General features: G+C 68.9%; 17 protein-coding genes. 6 read left to right on the top strand and 11 right to left on the bottom strand.

Annotated elements, in window-relative coordinates:
* Positions 1 to 29 precede the first annotated feature (29 nt).
* The 6 genes from pdhA to AC5Y2S_RS17110 all read left to right on the top strand — a co-directional run bounded on the left by pdhA (position 30) and on the right by AC5Y2S_RS17110 (position 5050).
* Complete coding sequence (pdhA, locus tag AC5Y2S_RS17135; RefSeq protein WP_499901317.1) at positions 30 to 1007, top strand: pyruvate dehydrogenase (acetyl-transferring) E1 component subunit alpha; 978 nt, start codon at positions 30 to 32, stop codon at positions 1005 to 1007.
* Complete coding sequence (locus AC5Y2S_RS17130; RefSeq protein ID WP_499901318.1) at positions 1004 to 1993, top strand: alpha-ketoacid dehydrogenase subunit beta; 990 nt, start codon at positions 1004 to 1006, stop codon at positions 1991 to 1993. Before pdhA ends, AC5Y2S_RS17130 begins: the two co-directional genes overlap by 4 nt.
* Complete coding sequence (locus AC5Y2S_RS17125; RefSeq protein ID WP_499957248.1) at positions 1990 to 3204, top strand: dihydrolipoamide acetyltransferase family protein; 1215 nt, start codon at positions 1990 to 1992, stop codon at positions 3202 to 3204. Before AC5Y2S_RS17130 ends, AC5Y2S_RS17125 begins: the two co-directional genes overlap by 4 nt.
* Before the next feature lie 6 nt (positions 3205 to 3210).
* Positions 3211 to 3465: an acyl carrier protein gene (locus AC5Y2S_RS17120; protein WP_499901320.1), complete on the top strand. Its 255-nt coding sequence runs from the start codon at positions 3211 to 3213 to the stop codon at positions 3463 to 3465.
* 111 nt (positions 3466 to 3576) lie between these two features.
* Positions 3577 to 4554, top strand: a complete 978-nt coding sequence (locus tag AC5Y2S_RS17115; RefSeq protein ID WP_499957247.1) for an Acg family FMN-binding oxidoreductase — start codon at positions 3577 to 3579, stop codon at positions 4552 to 4554.
* 61 nt (positions 4555 to 4615) lie between these two features.
* A complete protein-coding gene (locus AC5Y2S_RS17110; RefSeq protein WP_499901321.1) occupies positions 4616 to 5050 on the top strand; it encodes a pyridoxamine 5'-phosphate oxidase family protein in 435 nt (144 codons plus the stop codon).
* A 1-nt stretch (position 5051) separates the two neighbouring features.
* Here the strand turns inward: AC5Y2S_RS17110 and AC5Y2S_RS17105 are convergent, their stop codons facing one another.
* From AC5Y2S_RS17105 to AC5Y2S_RS17055, 11 genes are all read right to left on the bottom strand, one after another.
* A complete protein-coding gene (locus tag AC5Y2S_RS17105; RefSeq protein WP_499901322.1) occupies positions 5052 to 6431 on the bottom strand; it encodes a bifunctional lysylphosphatidylglycerol flippase/synthetase MprF in 1380 nt (459 codons plus the stop codon).
* A gap of 48 nt (positions 6432 to 6479) precedes the next feature.
* Positions 6480 to 7322, bottom strand: coding sequence for a slipin family protein (locus tag AC5Y2S_RS17100; RefSeq protein ID WP_499901323.1), 843 nt, complete (start codon positions 7320 to 7322; stop codon positions 6480 to 6482).
* Positions 7323 to 7381: 59 nt separating this feature from the next.
* A complete protein-coding gene (locus tag AC5Y2S_RS17095; RefSeq protein ID WP_499957246.1) occupies positions 7382 to 7903 on the bottom strand; it encodes a hydrogenase maturation protease in 522 nt (173 codons plus the stop codon).
* The gene (locus tag AC5Y2S_RS17090) at positions 7900 to 9192 is read right to left on the bottom strand and encodes a Ni/Fe hydrogenase subunit alpha (protein ID WP_499957245.1); all 1293 of its coding nucleotides are present in this window, start codon (positions 9190 to 9192) and stop codon (positions 7900 to 7902) included. The genes AC5Y2S_RS17095 and AC5Y2S_RS17090 overlap by 4 nt, the downstream gene beginning before the upstream one ends.
* Positions 9189 to 9947, bottom strand: a complete 759-nt coding sequence (locus tag AC5Y2S_RS17085) for an NADH-quinone oxidoreductase subunit B family protein (protein ID WP_499957244.1) — start codon at positions 9945 to 9947, stop codon at positions 9189 to 9191. The genes AC5Y2S_RS17090 and AC5Y2S_RS17085 overlap by 4 nt, the downstream gene beginning before the upstream one ends.
* Positions 9948 to 10802, bottom strand: coding sequence for an FAD/NAD(P)-binding protein (locus tag AC5Y2S_RS17080; RefSeq protein WP_499901327.1), 855 nt, complete (start codon positions 10800 to 10802; stop codon positions 9948 to 9950). It lies immediately after the preceding gene.
* Positions 10795 to 11919: a 4Fe-4S dicluster domain-containing protein gene (locus AC5Y2S_RS17075; protein WP_499901328.1), complete on the bottom strand. Its 1125-nt coding sequence runs from the start codon at positions 11917 to 11919 to the stop codon at positions 10795 to 10797. Before AC5Y2S_RS17075 ends, AC5Y2S_RS17080 begins: the two co-directional genes overlap by 8 nt.
* A 42-nt stretch (positions 11920 to 11961) precedes the next feature.
* Complete coding sequence (locus tag AC5Y2S_RS17070) at positions 11962 to 12939, bottom strand: Acg family FMN-binding oxidoreductase (protein ID WP_499901329.1); 978 nt, start codon at positions 12937 to 12939, stop codon at positions 11962 to 11964.
* A 127-nt stretch (positions 12940 to 13066) separates the two neighbouring features.
* Positions 13067 to 13291 (bottom strand): Rv2628 protein family, encoded by a 225-nt coding sequence (locus AC5Y2S_RS17065; protein WP_499901330.1) that lies wholly within the window; start codon positions 13289 to 13291, stop codon positions 13067 to 13069.
* 99 nt (positions 13292 to 13390) lie between these two features.
* Positions 13391 to 14539, bottom strand: a complete 1149-nt coding sequence (locus AC5Y2S_RS17060; protein ID WP_499901331.1) for a cation:proton antiporter — start codon at positions 14537 to 14539, stop codon at positions 13391 to 13393.
* Entirely contained in the window at positions 14536 to 14985 is a 450-nt protein-coding gene (locus tag AC5Y2S_RS17055) for a cupin domain-containing protein (RefSeq protein WP_499901332.1), read from the bottom strand. The genes AC5Y2S_RS17060 and AC5Y2S_RS17055 overlap by 4 nt, the downstream gene beginning before the upstream one ends.
* Positions 14986 to 15086 lie beyond the last annotated feature (101 nt).

The following is a 15086-nucleotide window of genomic DNA, read 5'->3' as shown; positions in this document are numbered from 1 at the left end:
AGCGAAGCGATGAGGAGGAGCGGCGCCCGATGGACGGTGTGAAGCTGGCCCATGAACTGTTGTCGGACATGGTTCGGGTGCGCCGCATGGAGGAAAAATGCGCGGAGCTGTACAGCGCGGCCAAGATTCGCGGGTTCCTGCATCTCTACGTCGGCGAGGAGGCCGTCGCCGCCGGGTCGCTGCGCGCGTTGGCCGACGATGACGCGGTGGTCGCGACGTACCGCGAGCACGCGCACGCGCTGCTGCGCGGGATCCCGATGACCTCGATCATGGCCGAGATGTTCGGCAAGCGGGAGGGCTGCTCGCGTGGCCGCGGCGGGTCGATGCACCTGTTCGACGCGGCCAAGCGGTTCTACGGCGGCAATGCGATCGTCGCCGGCGGTCTGCCGCTCGCGGTGGGCATCGCCCTGGCCGACTCAATGCTGCAGCAGAAGCGGGTGACGGCCTGCTACTTCGGTGACGGCGCGGTGGCCGAGGGCGCGTTTCACGAGTCGTTGAACATGGCCGCGCTGTGGCACCTGCCGGTGCTGTTCTGTTGCGAGAACAACCTTTACGCGATGGGCACCGCGCTGGACCGGGCGCAGTCGCAGACCGACCTCACCGTCAAGGCGGCGTCGTACCGCGTCCCCACCGTGGCCGTCGACGGAATGGACGTCGAGGCGTGCCATGTCGCCGCGCAGCAGGGCGTCGATCACGTCCGCGACACCGGCGGCCCGTTCTTCATCGAGTTCCGCACCTACCGGTTCCGGGCGCATTCGATGTTCGACCCGGAGCTGTACCGGGACAAGGGCGAGGTCGAACGCTGGCGCCAGCGCGACCCGATCCGGTCGTTCACCGACCGATGCCTGGGCGACGGCACACTGTCCGCCGACGACGTTCGGGAAATCGAGGATTCGGCCGTCGCCGAGATCGAGGCCGCGGTGGCGTTCGCCGAGGCGGGTACGTGGGAGGACGTGGCGGATCTCGAACGCGACGTGCTCACACCCACTGCGGAGGAGGCACGATGAAGACGGCGAAGACGACCTACCGGGCCGCCGTTCACGACGCGATTCGCGACGCGCTGCGCGACGACCCGCGCGTGGTGCTGATGGGCGAGGACGTCGGCCGGTACGGCGGGACATACGCGGCGTCCAAGGGCCTGCTGGACGAATTCGGACCGGAGCGGGTGCGTGACACGCCGCTGTCGGAACTCGGATTCGTCGGCATCGGCATCGGGGCCGCCCTCAACGGATTGCGCCCGATCGTCGAAGTCATGACCGTGAACTTCAGCCTGCTGGCGCTCGATCAGATCGTCAATACCGCTGCGGCCCTTCGCCATATGTCGGGCGGGCAGTTTTCGGTCCCGCTGGTCGTGCGCATGGCCACGGGCGCCGGACGCCAGCTCGCCGCGCAGCACTCGCACAGCCTGGAGCCGTGGTATGCGCACATCCCCGGCATCAAGGTGCTGGCGCCGGCGACCGTCGAGGATGCCTACGGCATGCTGGGCCCGGCACTGGCCGACCCGGACCCGGTGGTGATCTTCGAGCACGTCCAGCTCTACAACACCTCGTCGGACATCGAGGCCCTCGGCCCCACCGACATCTCCGGGGCGGCCATCCGGCGCGGCGGCACCGATGCCACCGTGGTGGCCTACGGCGGCTCGCTGTGGAAGGCGCTCGACGCGGCAAATGAGCTGTCGCTGGCCGGAATCGATTGCGAGGTAATCGATCTGCGGGTCCTGCGACCGCTCGACGAGGACACCATCCTGGAATCGGTGCGCAAGACGCATCGGCTGGTCGTCATCGACGAGGCGTGGCGCAGCGGCAGCCTGGCCGCCGAGATCACCGCGCGGGTGGTGGAGGGCGCGTTCTATGACCTCGACGCCCCCATCGCGCGGGTGTGCAGCGCCGAGGTCCCGATGCCGTATGCGAAGCACCTGGAGCAGGCGGCGCTGCCGCAAACCGCCCAGATCGTGGCCGCGGTCCAGAACCTGTTCGGCGAGCCGCAGCAATGATCGAGTTCAAGATGCCCGCTCTGGGCGCCGACATGGACGAGGGCACGCTCAACGAGTGGCTGGTGAAGCCCGGCGACAAGGTGACGCGCGGCCAGATCGTGGCGGTCGTCGAAACCACCAAGGCGGCGGTGGAAATCGAATGCTGGCAGGAGGGCACGGTCGGCGAGCTGCTCGTACCGGTCGGTGAAACCGTCCAAGTGGGAACCACTTTGGCGACTCTGCTGGCCGAGGGCGAGCGCGCCGAAAAGCGAAAGAAACAGCGGGCCCCGGTGAGCGACGAGAAACCGGCGGCGGCACCGGCCAAGACGCCCGTCGCCGTCCCCGCCGCCCCACAGCATCGTCGGTGGGTATCCCCGGCGGCTCGTCGCCTCGCGACGAGCCTGCACGTCGACATCGACGCGCTCGACGGCACCGGTCCGCAGGGCGCCGTCATCATCAGCGACGTCGAGCACGCCGCCGCCACAATCCAGCACGCCGCCGCGGTCCAGAAAGCGAAAGAACCGAAAGGCGGCGCGCCGAGCAAGAGCACGGCGGCCGACCGCGCGGCCGCGATGCGAAAGTCGATCGCCGCCGCGATGAGCCGGTCGAAGCGGGAGATCCCGCACTACTACCTCGCCGACGAGATCGTGCTGGAGAAGTCGCTGACGTGGCTGACCACCCGAAACGCGCAACGATCGATCGACGAACGCGTGTTGCCGGCCGTCCTGCTGTTGAAGGCCGTCGGCCTCGCCGCGCAGCGATTCGGCGAGTTCAACGGCTTTTGGCGCGACGACGGGTTCGAGCCCGCGAACGGGGTCCATGTCGGCGTCGGGATCTCGCTGCGCGGCGGCGGCCTGGTCGCGCCGGCCATCCATGACGTCCCGGAGAAGAAGCTCGACGAGTTGATGGAAGACCTCACCGATCTCGTGGCGCGGGCGCGCTCCTTCTCGCTGCGAAGTTCGGAAATGTCGGACCCGACGATTACCGTCACCAACCTCGGCGACAAGGGCGTCGACACGGTCTTCGGCGTCATCTACCCGCCCCAGGTGGCGATCGTCGGTTTCGGTCAGCCGGCCCAGCGGGTCTGCGTCATCGACGGCGGAATCCGGGTCGTGAGCACCGTCCAGGCGACGCTCGCCGCCGACCATCGCGCGAGCGACGGCCACCGGGGTGCGCTGTTCCTCACCGCGATCAACGAGCTGCTCCAGCAGCCCGACCTCTTGGAGAAGTGAGTGCAAATGACGACAACGAACGAAGACACCCGGGCGGCAGTCCTTTCCGTGCTGACCAGCATCGCCCCCGAGGTCGAGCCGGACGACATCAGCGACGACGTCCTGCTGCGCGATCAGGTCGACCTCGATTCAATGGACTGGCTGAGCTTTCTGCGCGGCATCCACCGGCAGCTGCACGTGGACATCCCCGAATCGGACTACGGATCGCTTCGCACGCTGGCCGACGTCGTCGGTTACGTCGAAAAGAACTCTTCTGCGTAGGCCTTTCGGCACCCGACCTGCCCCGCCGCCCGGGACAAATGACCCTGGCCACCAGCCGGGTTGCGGCCTACCGTGATGGCGAAGCGAAACTTCGGCAAGGAATTGGCGGCCATGAAAACGACCGTGGACACCCAGACTCTCAGCAAAGCGGTGCAGCTCGCGTGTAGGGCCCCGTCAGTGCACAACAGCCAGCCGTGGCGGTGGGTCGCCGAGGGCGGGGCTTTGCGACTGTTCGTCGACCGCGACCGGACGGTGCCGGGCACGGACCGCTCCGGCCGGGAAGCGATCCTCAGCTGTGGCGCCGCCCTGGATCACCTTCGGGTCGCCATGCTCGCCTCGGGTTGGGGCGCGGACGTCGAACGGTTTCCCAATCCCAATGACCCCGACCATCTGGCGACCGTCGAATTCCATCCCGTCGAGCACGTCACGCGCGCCCAGCGCGACCGCGCCAACGCGATCCTGCACCGCCGAACCGACCGGCTGCCGATGGGCGAGCCCACGTACTGGGACCTCTTCGAACCCGTGCTGCGCAGCACGGTCGACGAGGACCTGGTGACCCTCGACGTGCTCGGCGACCACGAGCGGCCCACGCTGGCCAAGGCCTCACAACTCACCGAAGCGCTGCGCCGCGACGACGCGTCATATCACGCCGAACTCGAATGGTGGACTTCGCCGTTCGCGGCGAACGCGGGCGTCCCGCCGAGCGCGCTGTTGTCCGGCAAGGAAATTGGCCGCGTGGATGTGGCGCGGGAATTCCCGGCGCGGACCGAGCAGGATCGGCGTCCCGAGGTCGCGGTGGACTGGTCGAAGATTCTGGTGCTGTCCACCCCCGAGGACACCAGGGCGGACGTGCTGCGGTGCGGCGAAGCGTTGTCGACCGTGCTACTGGAATGCACGATGGCGTTCCTGGCGACCTGCACGCTGACCCACCTGATCGAGCTGGACGAAAGCCGTGACGTCGTGCGCGGCCTGCTGGACCACGACGGCCAGCCGCAGGTGCTGATCCGCGCCGGCATAGCGCCGCCGATGGAGGCGGTTCCGGCGCCGACTCCGAGACGAGCGCCGAAGGACGTGCTGCGGATTCGCTAGCTACACTTGCACGAACGGCCAAGCGGTTGAATGACTTTGACCTATCGCAGAAGGGTGGCTGATGTCCATAACCGATGACGGCGTGACGATCCTGCCGGAACACGAATGCTGGGACCTGATGTCCGGGGTCGCCCTGGGACGACTGGTCACCAGCGTCGACGGCCTGCCCGAGATCTTCCCCGTCAACTTCGTCGTCCAGCACAAGTCCATCCTGTTTCGCACCTCGGAAGGCACCAAGCTGGTCAGCACTGCGATCAACAACCGCGTGCTGTTCGAGGTCGACGAGCACAACGTCGCCGAGGGATGGAGCGTGATCGTCAAAGGCCGGGCGCGCTCGCTGCGCACCGACGAACAGATCCAGGAAGCCGAACGCGCGCAGCTACTGCCGTGGCTGTCCTCCGAGAAGACGCATTACGTGCGGGTGCTTCCCGACGCGGTCACGGGGCGCCGGTTCCGGTTCGGCCCGCCGCTGCTGGGCAGCCGCGACCGCGCCTGAGTCATCTCACCAGCCGGTGACGGCGCGGGCGCGGCAGGAACTCCAGCGACAGCAACACGGCCAGCGCGGCCGGGATGTGGTGGGCACACAAGACCACGTAGCGCCGCTCGGCCACGCAATGGAACTTGTAGAGGTAGCGGTACAGCGACTCGAGGCGGATCAACGGGTCCAGCAGGTGGATCAACCGGTACGCGGCCCGTTGCAGCGGCGTCGGGTCCGTTGCGTCGAAGATCTCCGGGAACGCGGCGAAAGCCAGCGAAAGACGCAGCGCCCCGGCGGCTTTCGCGTCGCTGATCATGTCCACGCTGAGCCGCTCGTCGACACCGTTCGGCGCGTCGGGGCGGCGAAACGGCGCGTCGAGGCTGACCTCCAGACCCGCGTCGGCGGTCGTGTAGCGGTGAAAAGCCACCACCCGCCCGAACCGATCGCGCGCGATGGCCAGCTTGATACCCGGATAGCGGCCCTGCAGCGCGCCGTCGAGGTTCATGCAGAACCCGCGTTCGGTGCGCGCCGCGCGATGCGCGGCGTACAGCACGTCGGTCAGCTCGGCGCTCAGCGCACTGTCGAGCTGTTGCTCGTCGACGATCCGCGTGGTGACGCCGCTGTTGCGGGTGCGCTGCACCGCCTGGCGCAGGTTGCGAAAGCGGCGCCCCGCCAACGTGAAGTGGGGGACGTCGACGACGACGTCGCGGCCGATCGGCACCGCGAGCATCCGCTGACCGACGACCTCGTTGCGCCACAGGCTCACGTGCCGCTCGCCGGCGGCCAGCACGATGACCTGCCATCCCCGGCTTCGGCATATCCGGACGAAATCTGCCACCAGCTCGTCGAATTGGGTGGCGTCGCCGATCGGGTCGCCGCTGACGACCGCGAACCCCAGCCGGGTGCGGTATGCGATCGCCGCGGAGTCGTCGGCGTTGAAGTGGTAACTCTTGCTCGAGTGCATGGCGAAGGGCGACAACGGATCCTCGCGGGTGGCGTCGACGAGCGGCCACACCCGGTCCAGCAGCTCCGGTTGCGGCTTCGCCGTCGTCGGCACGACGAGCGCGAGCCCACTGCCGGCGATGAGGAAGTTCCCGAGCACGCCGTACGAAAGGAAGTGAGCAAACACTCCGGCGCCTATCGCGGCGGCGGCGATCGTCGCATGTCCGGCGGTGACCGGCCGGCCAAGAAACACGCCGCGCGCGATAAATGCGGCCGAGGCGAGCAACGCCACCGACCAGCCGAACCTGCCGGGCGCCGCCCGATAGAAGCCCAGGTGTTCGCGCACCTCCAGCAGTATCAACCAGCCCAGGGCGCAGAGCAGGATCACGACGCTGCCGATGCGGGCCGCCGGAATATCGGCTCTGACCAGGACCCGTTCGCGACTGCGTGCCGCCACGCCGCTGCCGCTTCCCTGGTTAGTTCTCACGGCGTGCTCGCGCCACGTTCACTGCAGGGTCGCGGCATGGACCAGCTTGTCGTCGGCCAGTTCGACGGCTTGCCGGGTGGACCTCGAGGCGTCCGACTCACGGGTCAGGAAGGCGGTGAGTTCTCCGATCGCGGTCATCAGCGGGGCGGGGAAGACGATGGTCGTGTTCTTCTCCACCCCGAGTTCGAGCAGGGTCTGCAGGTTGCGCAGTTGCAAGGCCAGCGGGTGCCTCATCATGGTGTCGGACGCATCGCCGAGGGCGGCCGCTGCCCGGGCTTCCCCTTCCGCGGCAATGATTTTGGCCCGCTTCTCCCGTTCCGCTTCGGCTTCGCGGGCCATCGCGCGCTTCATGCTGTCCGGCAGCTGGATGTCCTTGAGTTCAACCAATGTGACCTCGACACCCCATTCCACGGTCGTGGTGTCCAGGATCTGACGAATGCTGCCGTTGATCTTCTCGGTCTGGGCGAGCACCTCATCGAGGGAATGCTGTCCGACAACGTTCCGCAGGGTCGTTTGCGCGATCTGGTCGATAGCGGCGTTGACGTTTTCGATCACGACGACTGCCTTGCGGGCATCGACGACGCGGAAGTAAGCCACCGCGGCGATGTCGACACTGACGTTGTCGCGGGTGATGATGCCCTGCGACTGGATCGGCATCGTGACGATGCGCATCGAAATCCGCCACAGGCGGTCGATGATCGGGATGATGAACCGCAAACCGGGTTCGCGCACCGCGATAACCCGGCCGAGCCGAAAGTGCACGCCACGCTGATACTGCTGCACCACCCTGATCGACGCGAGCGCCAGCAGCAGCACCACCACCAACCCGGAAACCGTCCAAATCGCTGCGATCTGGCTCATGACGACCACCTCTCCATCGCACCAACCAGCGCTGCGGCGACAACGCCGTGTCACCAACGCTAGGGCAGCGGCCGGCGTCGGTCAGCGGCCAAAAGTCCCCGCCCGTCCGACCGAACGGCCCTTCCTGCTCGCCCCCGGTTGATTTCGGCCACCGTCATGCCCACGACCTCGGGGACGGCGCGAGCAACCTGGGGGGTCAAACCCGTCCCGTGATCGGTGTCGGCGACTTCCACCGTGAGCAGGACCAGTTCGGCGGGTACCCGGCCAAGCGCCTCACCCAGCGCGTGCGTGCGAACCACGTCGACGCTGTGCGAACTCAATCCGTCGCCCGCCGCCACGTCGCCCAGGCCGCACCGGCGGATGCGGCCCGGCGTCGGCGACCTGCCGACCGCGGCGTCGATCACCACGGCGAGCGTGGCGCCCGACCACGCCTCGAGCAGGCTCGTCGGTTCCGCGATGTCGGTCACCACGCGAACCCCGGGCAGCGCCATCCGGTCCAGCTCGGCGGCCGCGGCGACACCGACGCCGTCATCGCCGCGATAGCGATTGCCGAGGCCGATAACGACGACGGGTGCGGTCATCCCCGTTGCACCGTCAGCGTCAGGAAGTGCGCGGAACACGAGATGCACGGGTCGTAGCTGCGAATCAGCTGCTCGCACAACGCGGTCAGCGCGGCGTCGTCGAGGGCGAGGTTTCCGGAAACCAGGTTGGCCAGGTCGGCTTCGATGGCCGCCTGGTTCTGCGAGGTCGGCGGGACGATGGTCGCCGCCGAAATCAGCCCGTCCTCGCCGATGCGGTAGCCGTGGTAGAGCAGGCCGCGGGGGGCCTCGCTGACCCCGTGGCCGACGCCGGCGCGCGCCGGGACGTCGACGAACGGGCGCGCCGGGCGCTGGTATTCGTCGATGATGCGCAGCGCCTCTTCGATCGCGTAGACCACCTCGACGGCACGGACGATGATGCTGCGAAACGGGTTTCGGCATTCGCCCGACAGGCCGGCCTGCGCGGCGGCCTGCGCCGCGACGGGTGAAAGCGCCGCGGAATTCAGCGAGTACCGGGCCAACGGCCCGGTCAGGTGGCGGCCGCCGTCGAGCGTCGCGTGCAGGGCGGTGGAGTGGGGCACCTGGGACTCGACGACGTGGTCGGTGAACTCGGCCACCGGAAACGGCGGCCCGGCGCTGCGCGCGATGGTTCCGTTCTCGATCGCGTACCGGCCGGGTGCCGTGAGCGCGAGGAACTCGTGGTCCAGCTCGAGGTCGGGGAACTCGAAGCGCGACACCCACTCGACGGTCGCGATCGCGTCATCCAGGGCGCGGCGCAACTTCTCGGCGAGCGGCGCGAAGTCGGATCGCGTTGGCACCGAATAGAATCCCCCGAGTCGCACGTTGACCGGGTGGATCGCGCGCCCGCCGACGAACTCCATCAGCTGGTTGCCCGCCTTCTTCAGCGACAGCCCGCGTTCGACTTCCGGCGCGTGGTCGCGCGCCATCCCGATGATGTCGGGGTAGCCCAGGAAATCCGGTGCGTGCAGCAGGTAGACGTGCAGGATGTGGCTGTGGATCCATTCGCCGCAGTACAGCAGGCGGCGCAGCGCGACGATCTCCTCGTCGACTTCGACACCGCAGGCGTCTTCGATCGCGTTGCACGCGCTGACCTGATAGGCGACCGGGCAGATGCCGCAGACCCGCGCCGTCAGGTCGGGCGGCTCGGTGTGGGCGCGGCCGCGCAGGAACGCCTCGAAGAACCGCGGCGGCTCATAGATGTTCAGCTCGACGCTTTCCAGCCGCCCGTCCTTCAACGCGACGTGCAGCGCGCCCTCGCCCTCGACGCGGGTCAGCGTGCCCACGCTCAGGGTCCGCGTGGACGGGTTCACTGGTCGCTCCGCTCGGCGGCGAACGAGGCGACGTTGAACGTCGAGAACACCCGATCGATGTCGCCACCGGACATGCCGTCGCGGCGCAGCAGCGGGATCAACGTCGCCGTCTGGGGCGCCGCCGACGGCCCGAAACAGCCGAAGCAACCGCGGTGGTGCCGGGGGCACAGCGCCCCGCAGCCGGCGTGGGTGACCGGCCCGAGGCACGGAATGCCTTCCGAGACAACAACGCATGTGACGCCGCGGAGCTTGCACTCGGTGCACACCGTCTTGGCCGGGATCCGGGGTTTGCGCCCGATCAGCAGCGCGGCGAGGGTGTCGAGCAGTTGCCCGCGGTCGATCGGGCAGCCGGGCAGCTGGTAGTCGACCTTGACGTGCGCCGACGCCGGCGTGGAGGTGGCCAGCGTGTCGACGTACTCCGGTTTGGCGTAGACGACGGAGGCGAACTCGGCGACGTCGGCGAAGTTGCGCAGCGCCTGCACTCCCCCGGCCGTCGCGCACGCACCGATGGTGACGAGAACCTTTGACTGCTCCCGGATCTCGCGGATGCGCTGCTCGTCGTGGTGGGTGGTGACCGAGCCCTCGACCAGCGACACGTCGTAGGGTCCGCCGACCATCGCGCTGGAGGCCTCGGCGAACGTGGCGATCTGCACCTGGTCGGCCAGGGTGAGCAGCTCGTCCTCGCAGTCCAGCAGGGTGAGCTGACAGCCGTCGCAGGACGCGAACTTCCACACGGCCAGTGTGGTCGGGCTCATCTAAAGCTCCTTCACGGAAAGCAGTGGGCCGGCGACGTCGTAGCCGACGACCGGGCCGTCGCGGCACAACAGCAGCGGTCCCAGCTGGCAGTGGCCGCACCACCCGATTCCGCATTGCATGTTGCGTTCCAGCGAGACCCGAATGTCCTGGGCGGCCAGGCCTTTCGCCAGCAGGGCCTCCGCGCCGAATCGCAGCATGGGCTCGGGCCCGCACAGGAAGGCGGTGGTGCGGTCGGGGTCGATCGTGAGCCGACGCAGCGGCTCGGTGACCAGGCCGACCTCGCCGCGCCAGCCCTGGACCGGGACGTCGACCGTGACGTGCAGTTCGATTTGCGGGTCCGCGGCCCACTTTTCGAGCTGTTCGGCGAACACGAAATCCGCCCGCGAGCGCGCGCCCACGATCAGCGTCACCTTGCCGTAGCGCGATCGCCCGGCCAGCGCGCCCAGCACCGCCGGGCGCAACGGGCACAGGCCCACGCCCCCGGCGACCATGACCAGGTCGCGGCCGGCCGCCTCCTCCAGACCCCACGTGGTGCCGAAGGGACCGCGGACGCCGATGACGCTGCCGGGCTCGGCGTCGTGCAGCGCGCGGCTCACCGCCCCGACCGCGCGGATGGTGTGGGTGATCGAGCCGTCGGTCACGGTGGGGTCGCCGCTGATCGAGATCGCGGCCTCACCCACGCCGAACGCGTAGAGCATCATGAACTCCCCGGGCTGCGGGGGCCGCAGGGATTCGCCGACGGGTTCCAGGCACAGCGTCGCCGAATCGGGGCTCTCCACAATGCGGCTGCGTACCCGGTACGGCACCGGCGCCATGGCCGATGCGAGCTCGCCGCGTTCGGCCCGTTCACTCATCGCCGGCCATCTTGTTCATCTCCGCGGTGATGTCGATTCCGGTGGGGCACCAGGCGATGCACCGGCCGCAGCCGACGCAGCCCGAGGTGCCGAACTGGTCGTGCCAGGTGCTCAGCTTGTGGGTCAGCCAGTGCCGGTAGCGCGAGGCGCCGGACTGGCGCACGCTTCCGGCGCCGTGGACGTAGGTGAAGTCGAACTCGAAGCACGACGCCCAGTGGCGCCAGCGCTCGGCGTGCTCGCCGGTGAGGTCGCTGACGTCCTCGGTGGTGGTGCAAAAGCAGGTCGGGCACACCATCGTGCAGTTGCCGCAGGTCAGGCAGCGGCTGGCGACCTCGTCCCACTGCGGTGATTCGCGCGAGGCGATCAGCAGCTCGCGCAGGTCGGTGTCCGGCATGTGCCGCCCCATGTGATGCGCTGCTTCCTCGACATCGGCGCGCGCGGAAGCGATTTCGTCATCGCCGGCCGCCCGGTGCGCCACCGCCGCGAGCACGTCGGCGCCCTCCTCGCTGCCGACGTCGACGAGGTACGACGGCGCGTCCCCGTCGAGGCGCTCCGTCAGGGCCAGGTCGTAGCCCGGTCCGGCCGCGGGGCCGGTGCCCATCGACGCGCAGAAGCACAGCCCGCCGGGCTCGGTGCAATTCACCGCGACCACGAAGGCCCGCCGCCGGCGGCCCACGAAGGAGCTGTCCGGGTACTCGGAGCGGCCGAGCACCCCGCCGAGGGTCGCGATCGCGGCCAGGTCGCACCCGCGCACCCCGAGGAACGCGTAAGCCGGAACCGGGTCGTCGGGCAGGGCCTCGCCGGCCCCGTCCCGGGTGCCGGCCCACAGCCGCTGCCGCGGGGGATGCAGGAATTGTTTCCACGACTGCGGCCCGGCCGAGTGCCCGAACGCGGCGTCGTCGTCGCGGCGGCGTACCCGATAATGCCCCGGCCCGACGTCGACGCCCCAGCCGCGCGGCAGGTCGTCCGCGGACTGCAGTTCGGCCAGCACGATCGCGTTATCCCGCAACGTCGGGCCGACCACGCGGTAGCCCCGCTCGATCAGCACCTCGACCAGCCGCTGCAGCCCGGCCGCGTCGAACGACGCGACCTGATGGTGTTCGCCGTCTGCGTTCACCGACACATCATCCATCCAAATCGCGTGCGCTGCTTGCCTTCTTTATTCGTTCACCCAGTCGACGAAATCGGTTAGTTCGCGCCGCGGTGTCGCGGGCAACGGGTCGGCGTTGATGGGCGCCCAGCCCACCCGGAGCAGCATCTGCGGGTAGTTGCCCCCGCCGAAGATGTCGGAGCGAACCAGCTCGCGGGTGTCGGCGATCTCCAGTGGCTCGGTGACCGGGCAACTGGCCAGCCCCATCGACGTCGCGGTCAGCAGCACGACGCTGGTGGCCTCGCCGGCACGCAGCCGCGCCAGCCGGTCGTCGGCCCGCGTCCCCAGCGCGAGCACCACGGCGTTGTCCTCCGCGGACGACGCTTCGGGCGCCTGGTGCAGCGTGGGGCCGGCGAAGAACCGGCCCGGGATCTTCGCCGCGGGGTCCGAGGCCGGCGTGCTGTGCGCGGGAACGCCCGCCACCGACGCGTAGCGCCCGCTCCAGGCCGTCAGCTCGGCGAGGTAGTCGCGATTGAAGTGTTCCGCGACGGATTCGGCGACGATCTCGTTCAGCTTGTCGAGGTCCTCGACCTGGCACAGGGTCACGCCGTTTCGGGCGGCCCGCGCGGCCATCAGGGCGATGTCCCCGACCGGCACCGGCCACGCGCTGTAGTGGCGACGGTCGGTGCGGCGCCGCGGTATCGCCGCGGCGAGCGCGATGTCGACGGCGTCGGCGGGGTATGGCGACAACTCGATCGCGGCAAGGTGATTGGGGTCGTCGGGATTCGGCAGCCGGGTCACCTTGGACAGCCACCCGACGGCGGCGAAGGCGATGACGCAGTGATGCAGCGCCGTGCCGCAACTCAAGATCAGGTCCCGCCCGTCGGGGTCGGTGTTGGGCAGTTGGCGTTCCGCATCCGCGTACAGGTGCAGACTGGTGTCGTCGACCCGCCACCGCCACGGTTGCGTGTTGTGCACCGAGGGTGCGCGGCCCGCCAGGGTTAGGACAGTCCGGACTGTGCCGGCATCCGGAAAGCGCGCGTTCATCGCTCTGGTTCCCTTCGGTAAAGCTTCGTCACGTTCACGATGGCGTAATCACGTGCGGCGATGCGAGAGCAGGACGGCACTAGGCAAAAGGACTTTGGGCCAATTGCGGAGCTCGACATGACAAGTCCTAGGCCGCGATGACGGCCACGTCGACGGATAACTGGTCACCGACCATGCGGGCCGCCGCCCAGTCGCCGACGCGCACCGCCCGCTCGAGATCGTCCGCCAGTGGGCTGTCCGCGCCCAACTCGGCGAGCCAGCCCGACACCACGTGTGCGATCTCGTGACCGGGCACCGCGACGGTGCGGCCCTGGTGCAGGCGATCGGAGACCCGATACAAACGATCCCTCATGGTTGCCCCCTAGATCGGCCGAAGGTTTCATCCGACCACTGGGTCGAAGGCGGCCCGTAGGGCCGAATGGACCCGGATGGGAGTTCTTCGGTCCCTTCCTCACACGGCGGGGGCCGGCCGACCGCGAGCAGCCAGCGCGCCCGCGAGCGAGGTGCCGGCGATCGTCAGCAAGGCGCCGAACATCAGCGCCGATGCCTCGCCCGGGACGAGAAGGTGTTCCTCGTTGCCGATGGTGGCCGCGGCCACCGGCACGCCCAGCTGCGCGGCGGACAGCGCCGCGAGCGTCAGCGGCTGGCCGAGCAGCCGTCCCACGCAATGCGCCAGCACGGCACCCAGCCCCAGGCCCAGCCCCAGCAGGATGAGCTTGGGGTGCGCGCCCAACTCGCGCACCTGCAGCGAGGCGCCCAACCACACGAAGAACAGCGGGCTGAAAAACCCCTCGGTGATGCCGAACAGCTGACGCGCCAGCCGTCGCGGTTCGCCGACCATCGCGATCACCAGACCCAGGGCGAAGCCCGCCAGCATGATCGACACGTGGGTGCTGGAGGCCAGCGCCGCCAGGGCGAACAGCACGGCCAGGTTGGTGCGCAGTTCCAGCGCGAAGCGCTGCTTCTCGGAGTACTTGTGCAGGCGCTGACGCCAGCCCTTGCGGTCGGCAGCGTGCAGGAGGGCGAAGAACACCGCCGCGCAGGCCGCGACCGCAAGCCCGCCGAGCGCCGCGATCGGCGCGCGTTTCAGGTCAATTACTAACGGCAGCAACACAATACACGCGGCATCGGCGATGGCGATCTGCACGGTCACCGACAACACGTCGGGCCCCTGCAACCGCAGCGAATCGATCACCGGCAGCGCCAGCGCCGCCGACGACGACGCCATCAGCACCGCGTAGAGCGCGGCGTGGCCGGTGCCGAACGCCTCGCCCAGCCCGACACCGATCACCGCCGCGACCGCGCCGATCACGACCGCGCGCAGCAGCGCGCGCGGCGCCGCCGAGCGCAGCGCGGGATCGCGAATCGGGACGTGGGTGCCCACCACGAACATCACCAGCGCGAAGCCGATGTTCGCGAGCAACTGAAGGGTCGGGTTGGCGTCGTCGATGATGCCGAGGCCGGTCTTGCCGACGACGAGCCCCGCGGCCAGCTCGCCGATGATGATCGGGATTCGCAGCCGCGGCACGGACGCCAGCAGCGGCCCGGCGAAACCGATCGCGGTCAGCAGCGCCAGGGTGTGAAAACCGAATGTGCTCATGAGAAGTCGCAGCCGGGGTTGGCCGCGCTGTCGGAGGTCGGCGCGCCCGCCGGATCTATGTAGGTCACATCGAGGACCAGCGGCGTCGTTCCGAGGTTGCGGGCGAGGTGAACGTGCTCCGGGCCCGTGGGATCGGTGATGGCGGCCCCCGGGCCGTAGACGCCGTCTTCCCGGCAGTCCGACCCGTAGTGGGTCAGCATGCCGGACTTGATGACGCCGTAGATCTCACCTTGGTGGGTGTGCCAGCCGGTGCTCCCGTTCGGCGCGACCGTGATCTCGCTGACGATGTAATCCTTGCCGTCAATGGTTTGCTTCGACAGGGTCACCGCGGTGATCCCGATGGGCGGCGTCGCGTGTGCCGTCGCGGGCACCACAATGGCGGCGCACAGCCCTACTGCGGTTGCCACGGACGCGAATCCGGCGGCCCGCGGATGCAATCGGTTCATTGCGGTCCTTCCTGTCGGCCTTTGGACACTAACGGAACTTGGCGGCGATCAGCCTGGTCTTGGCTGCTCGCGACCCTTCCGCATCCGGCGACGTTGGCAGA

This window comes from Mycobacterium sp. NGS69 (genome assembly GCF_059812165.1).
The sequence above is the reverse complement of the archived record's forward strand: the minus strand, read 5'-3'. Positions and strand labels throughout refer to the sequence as shown.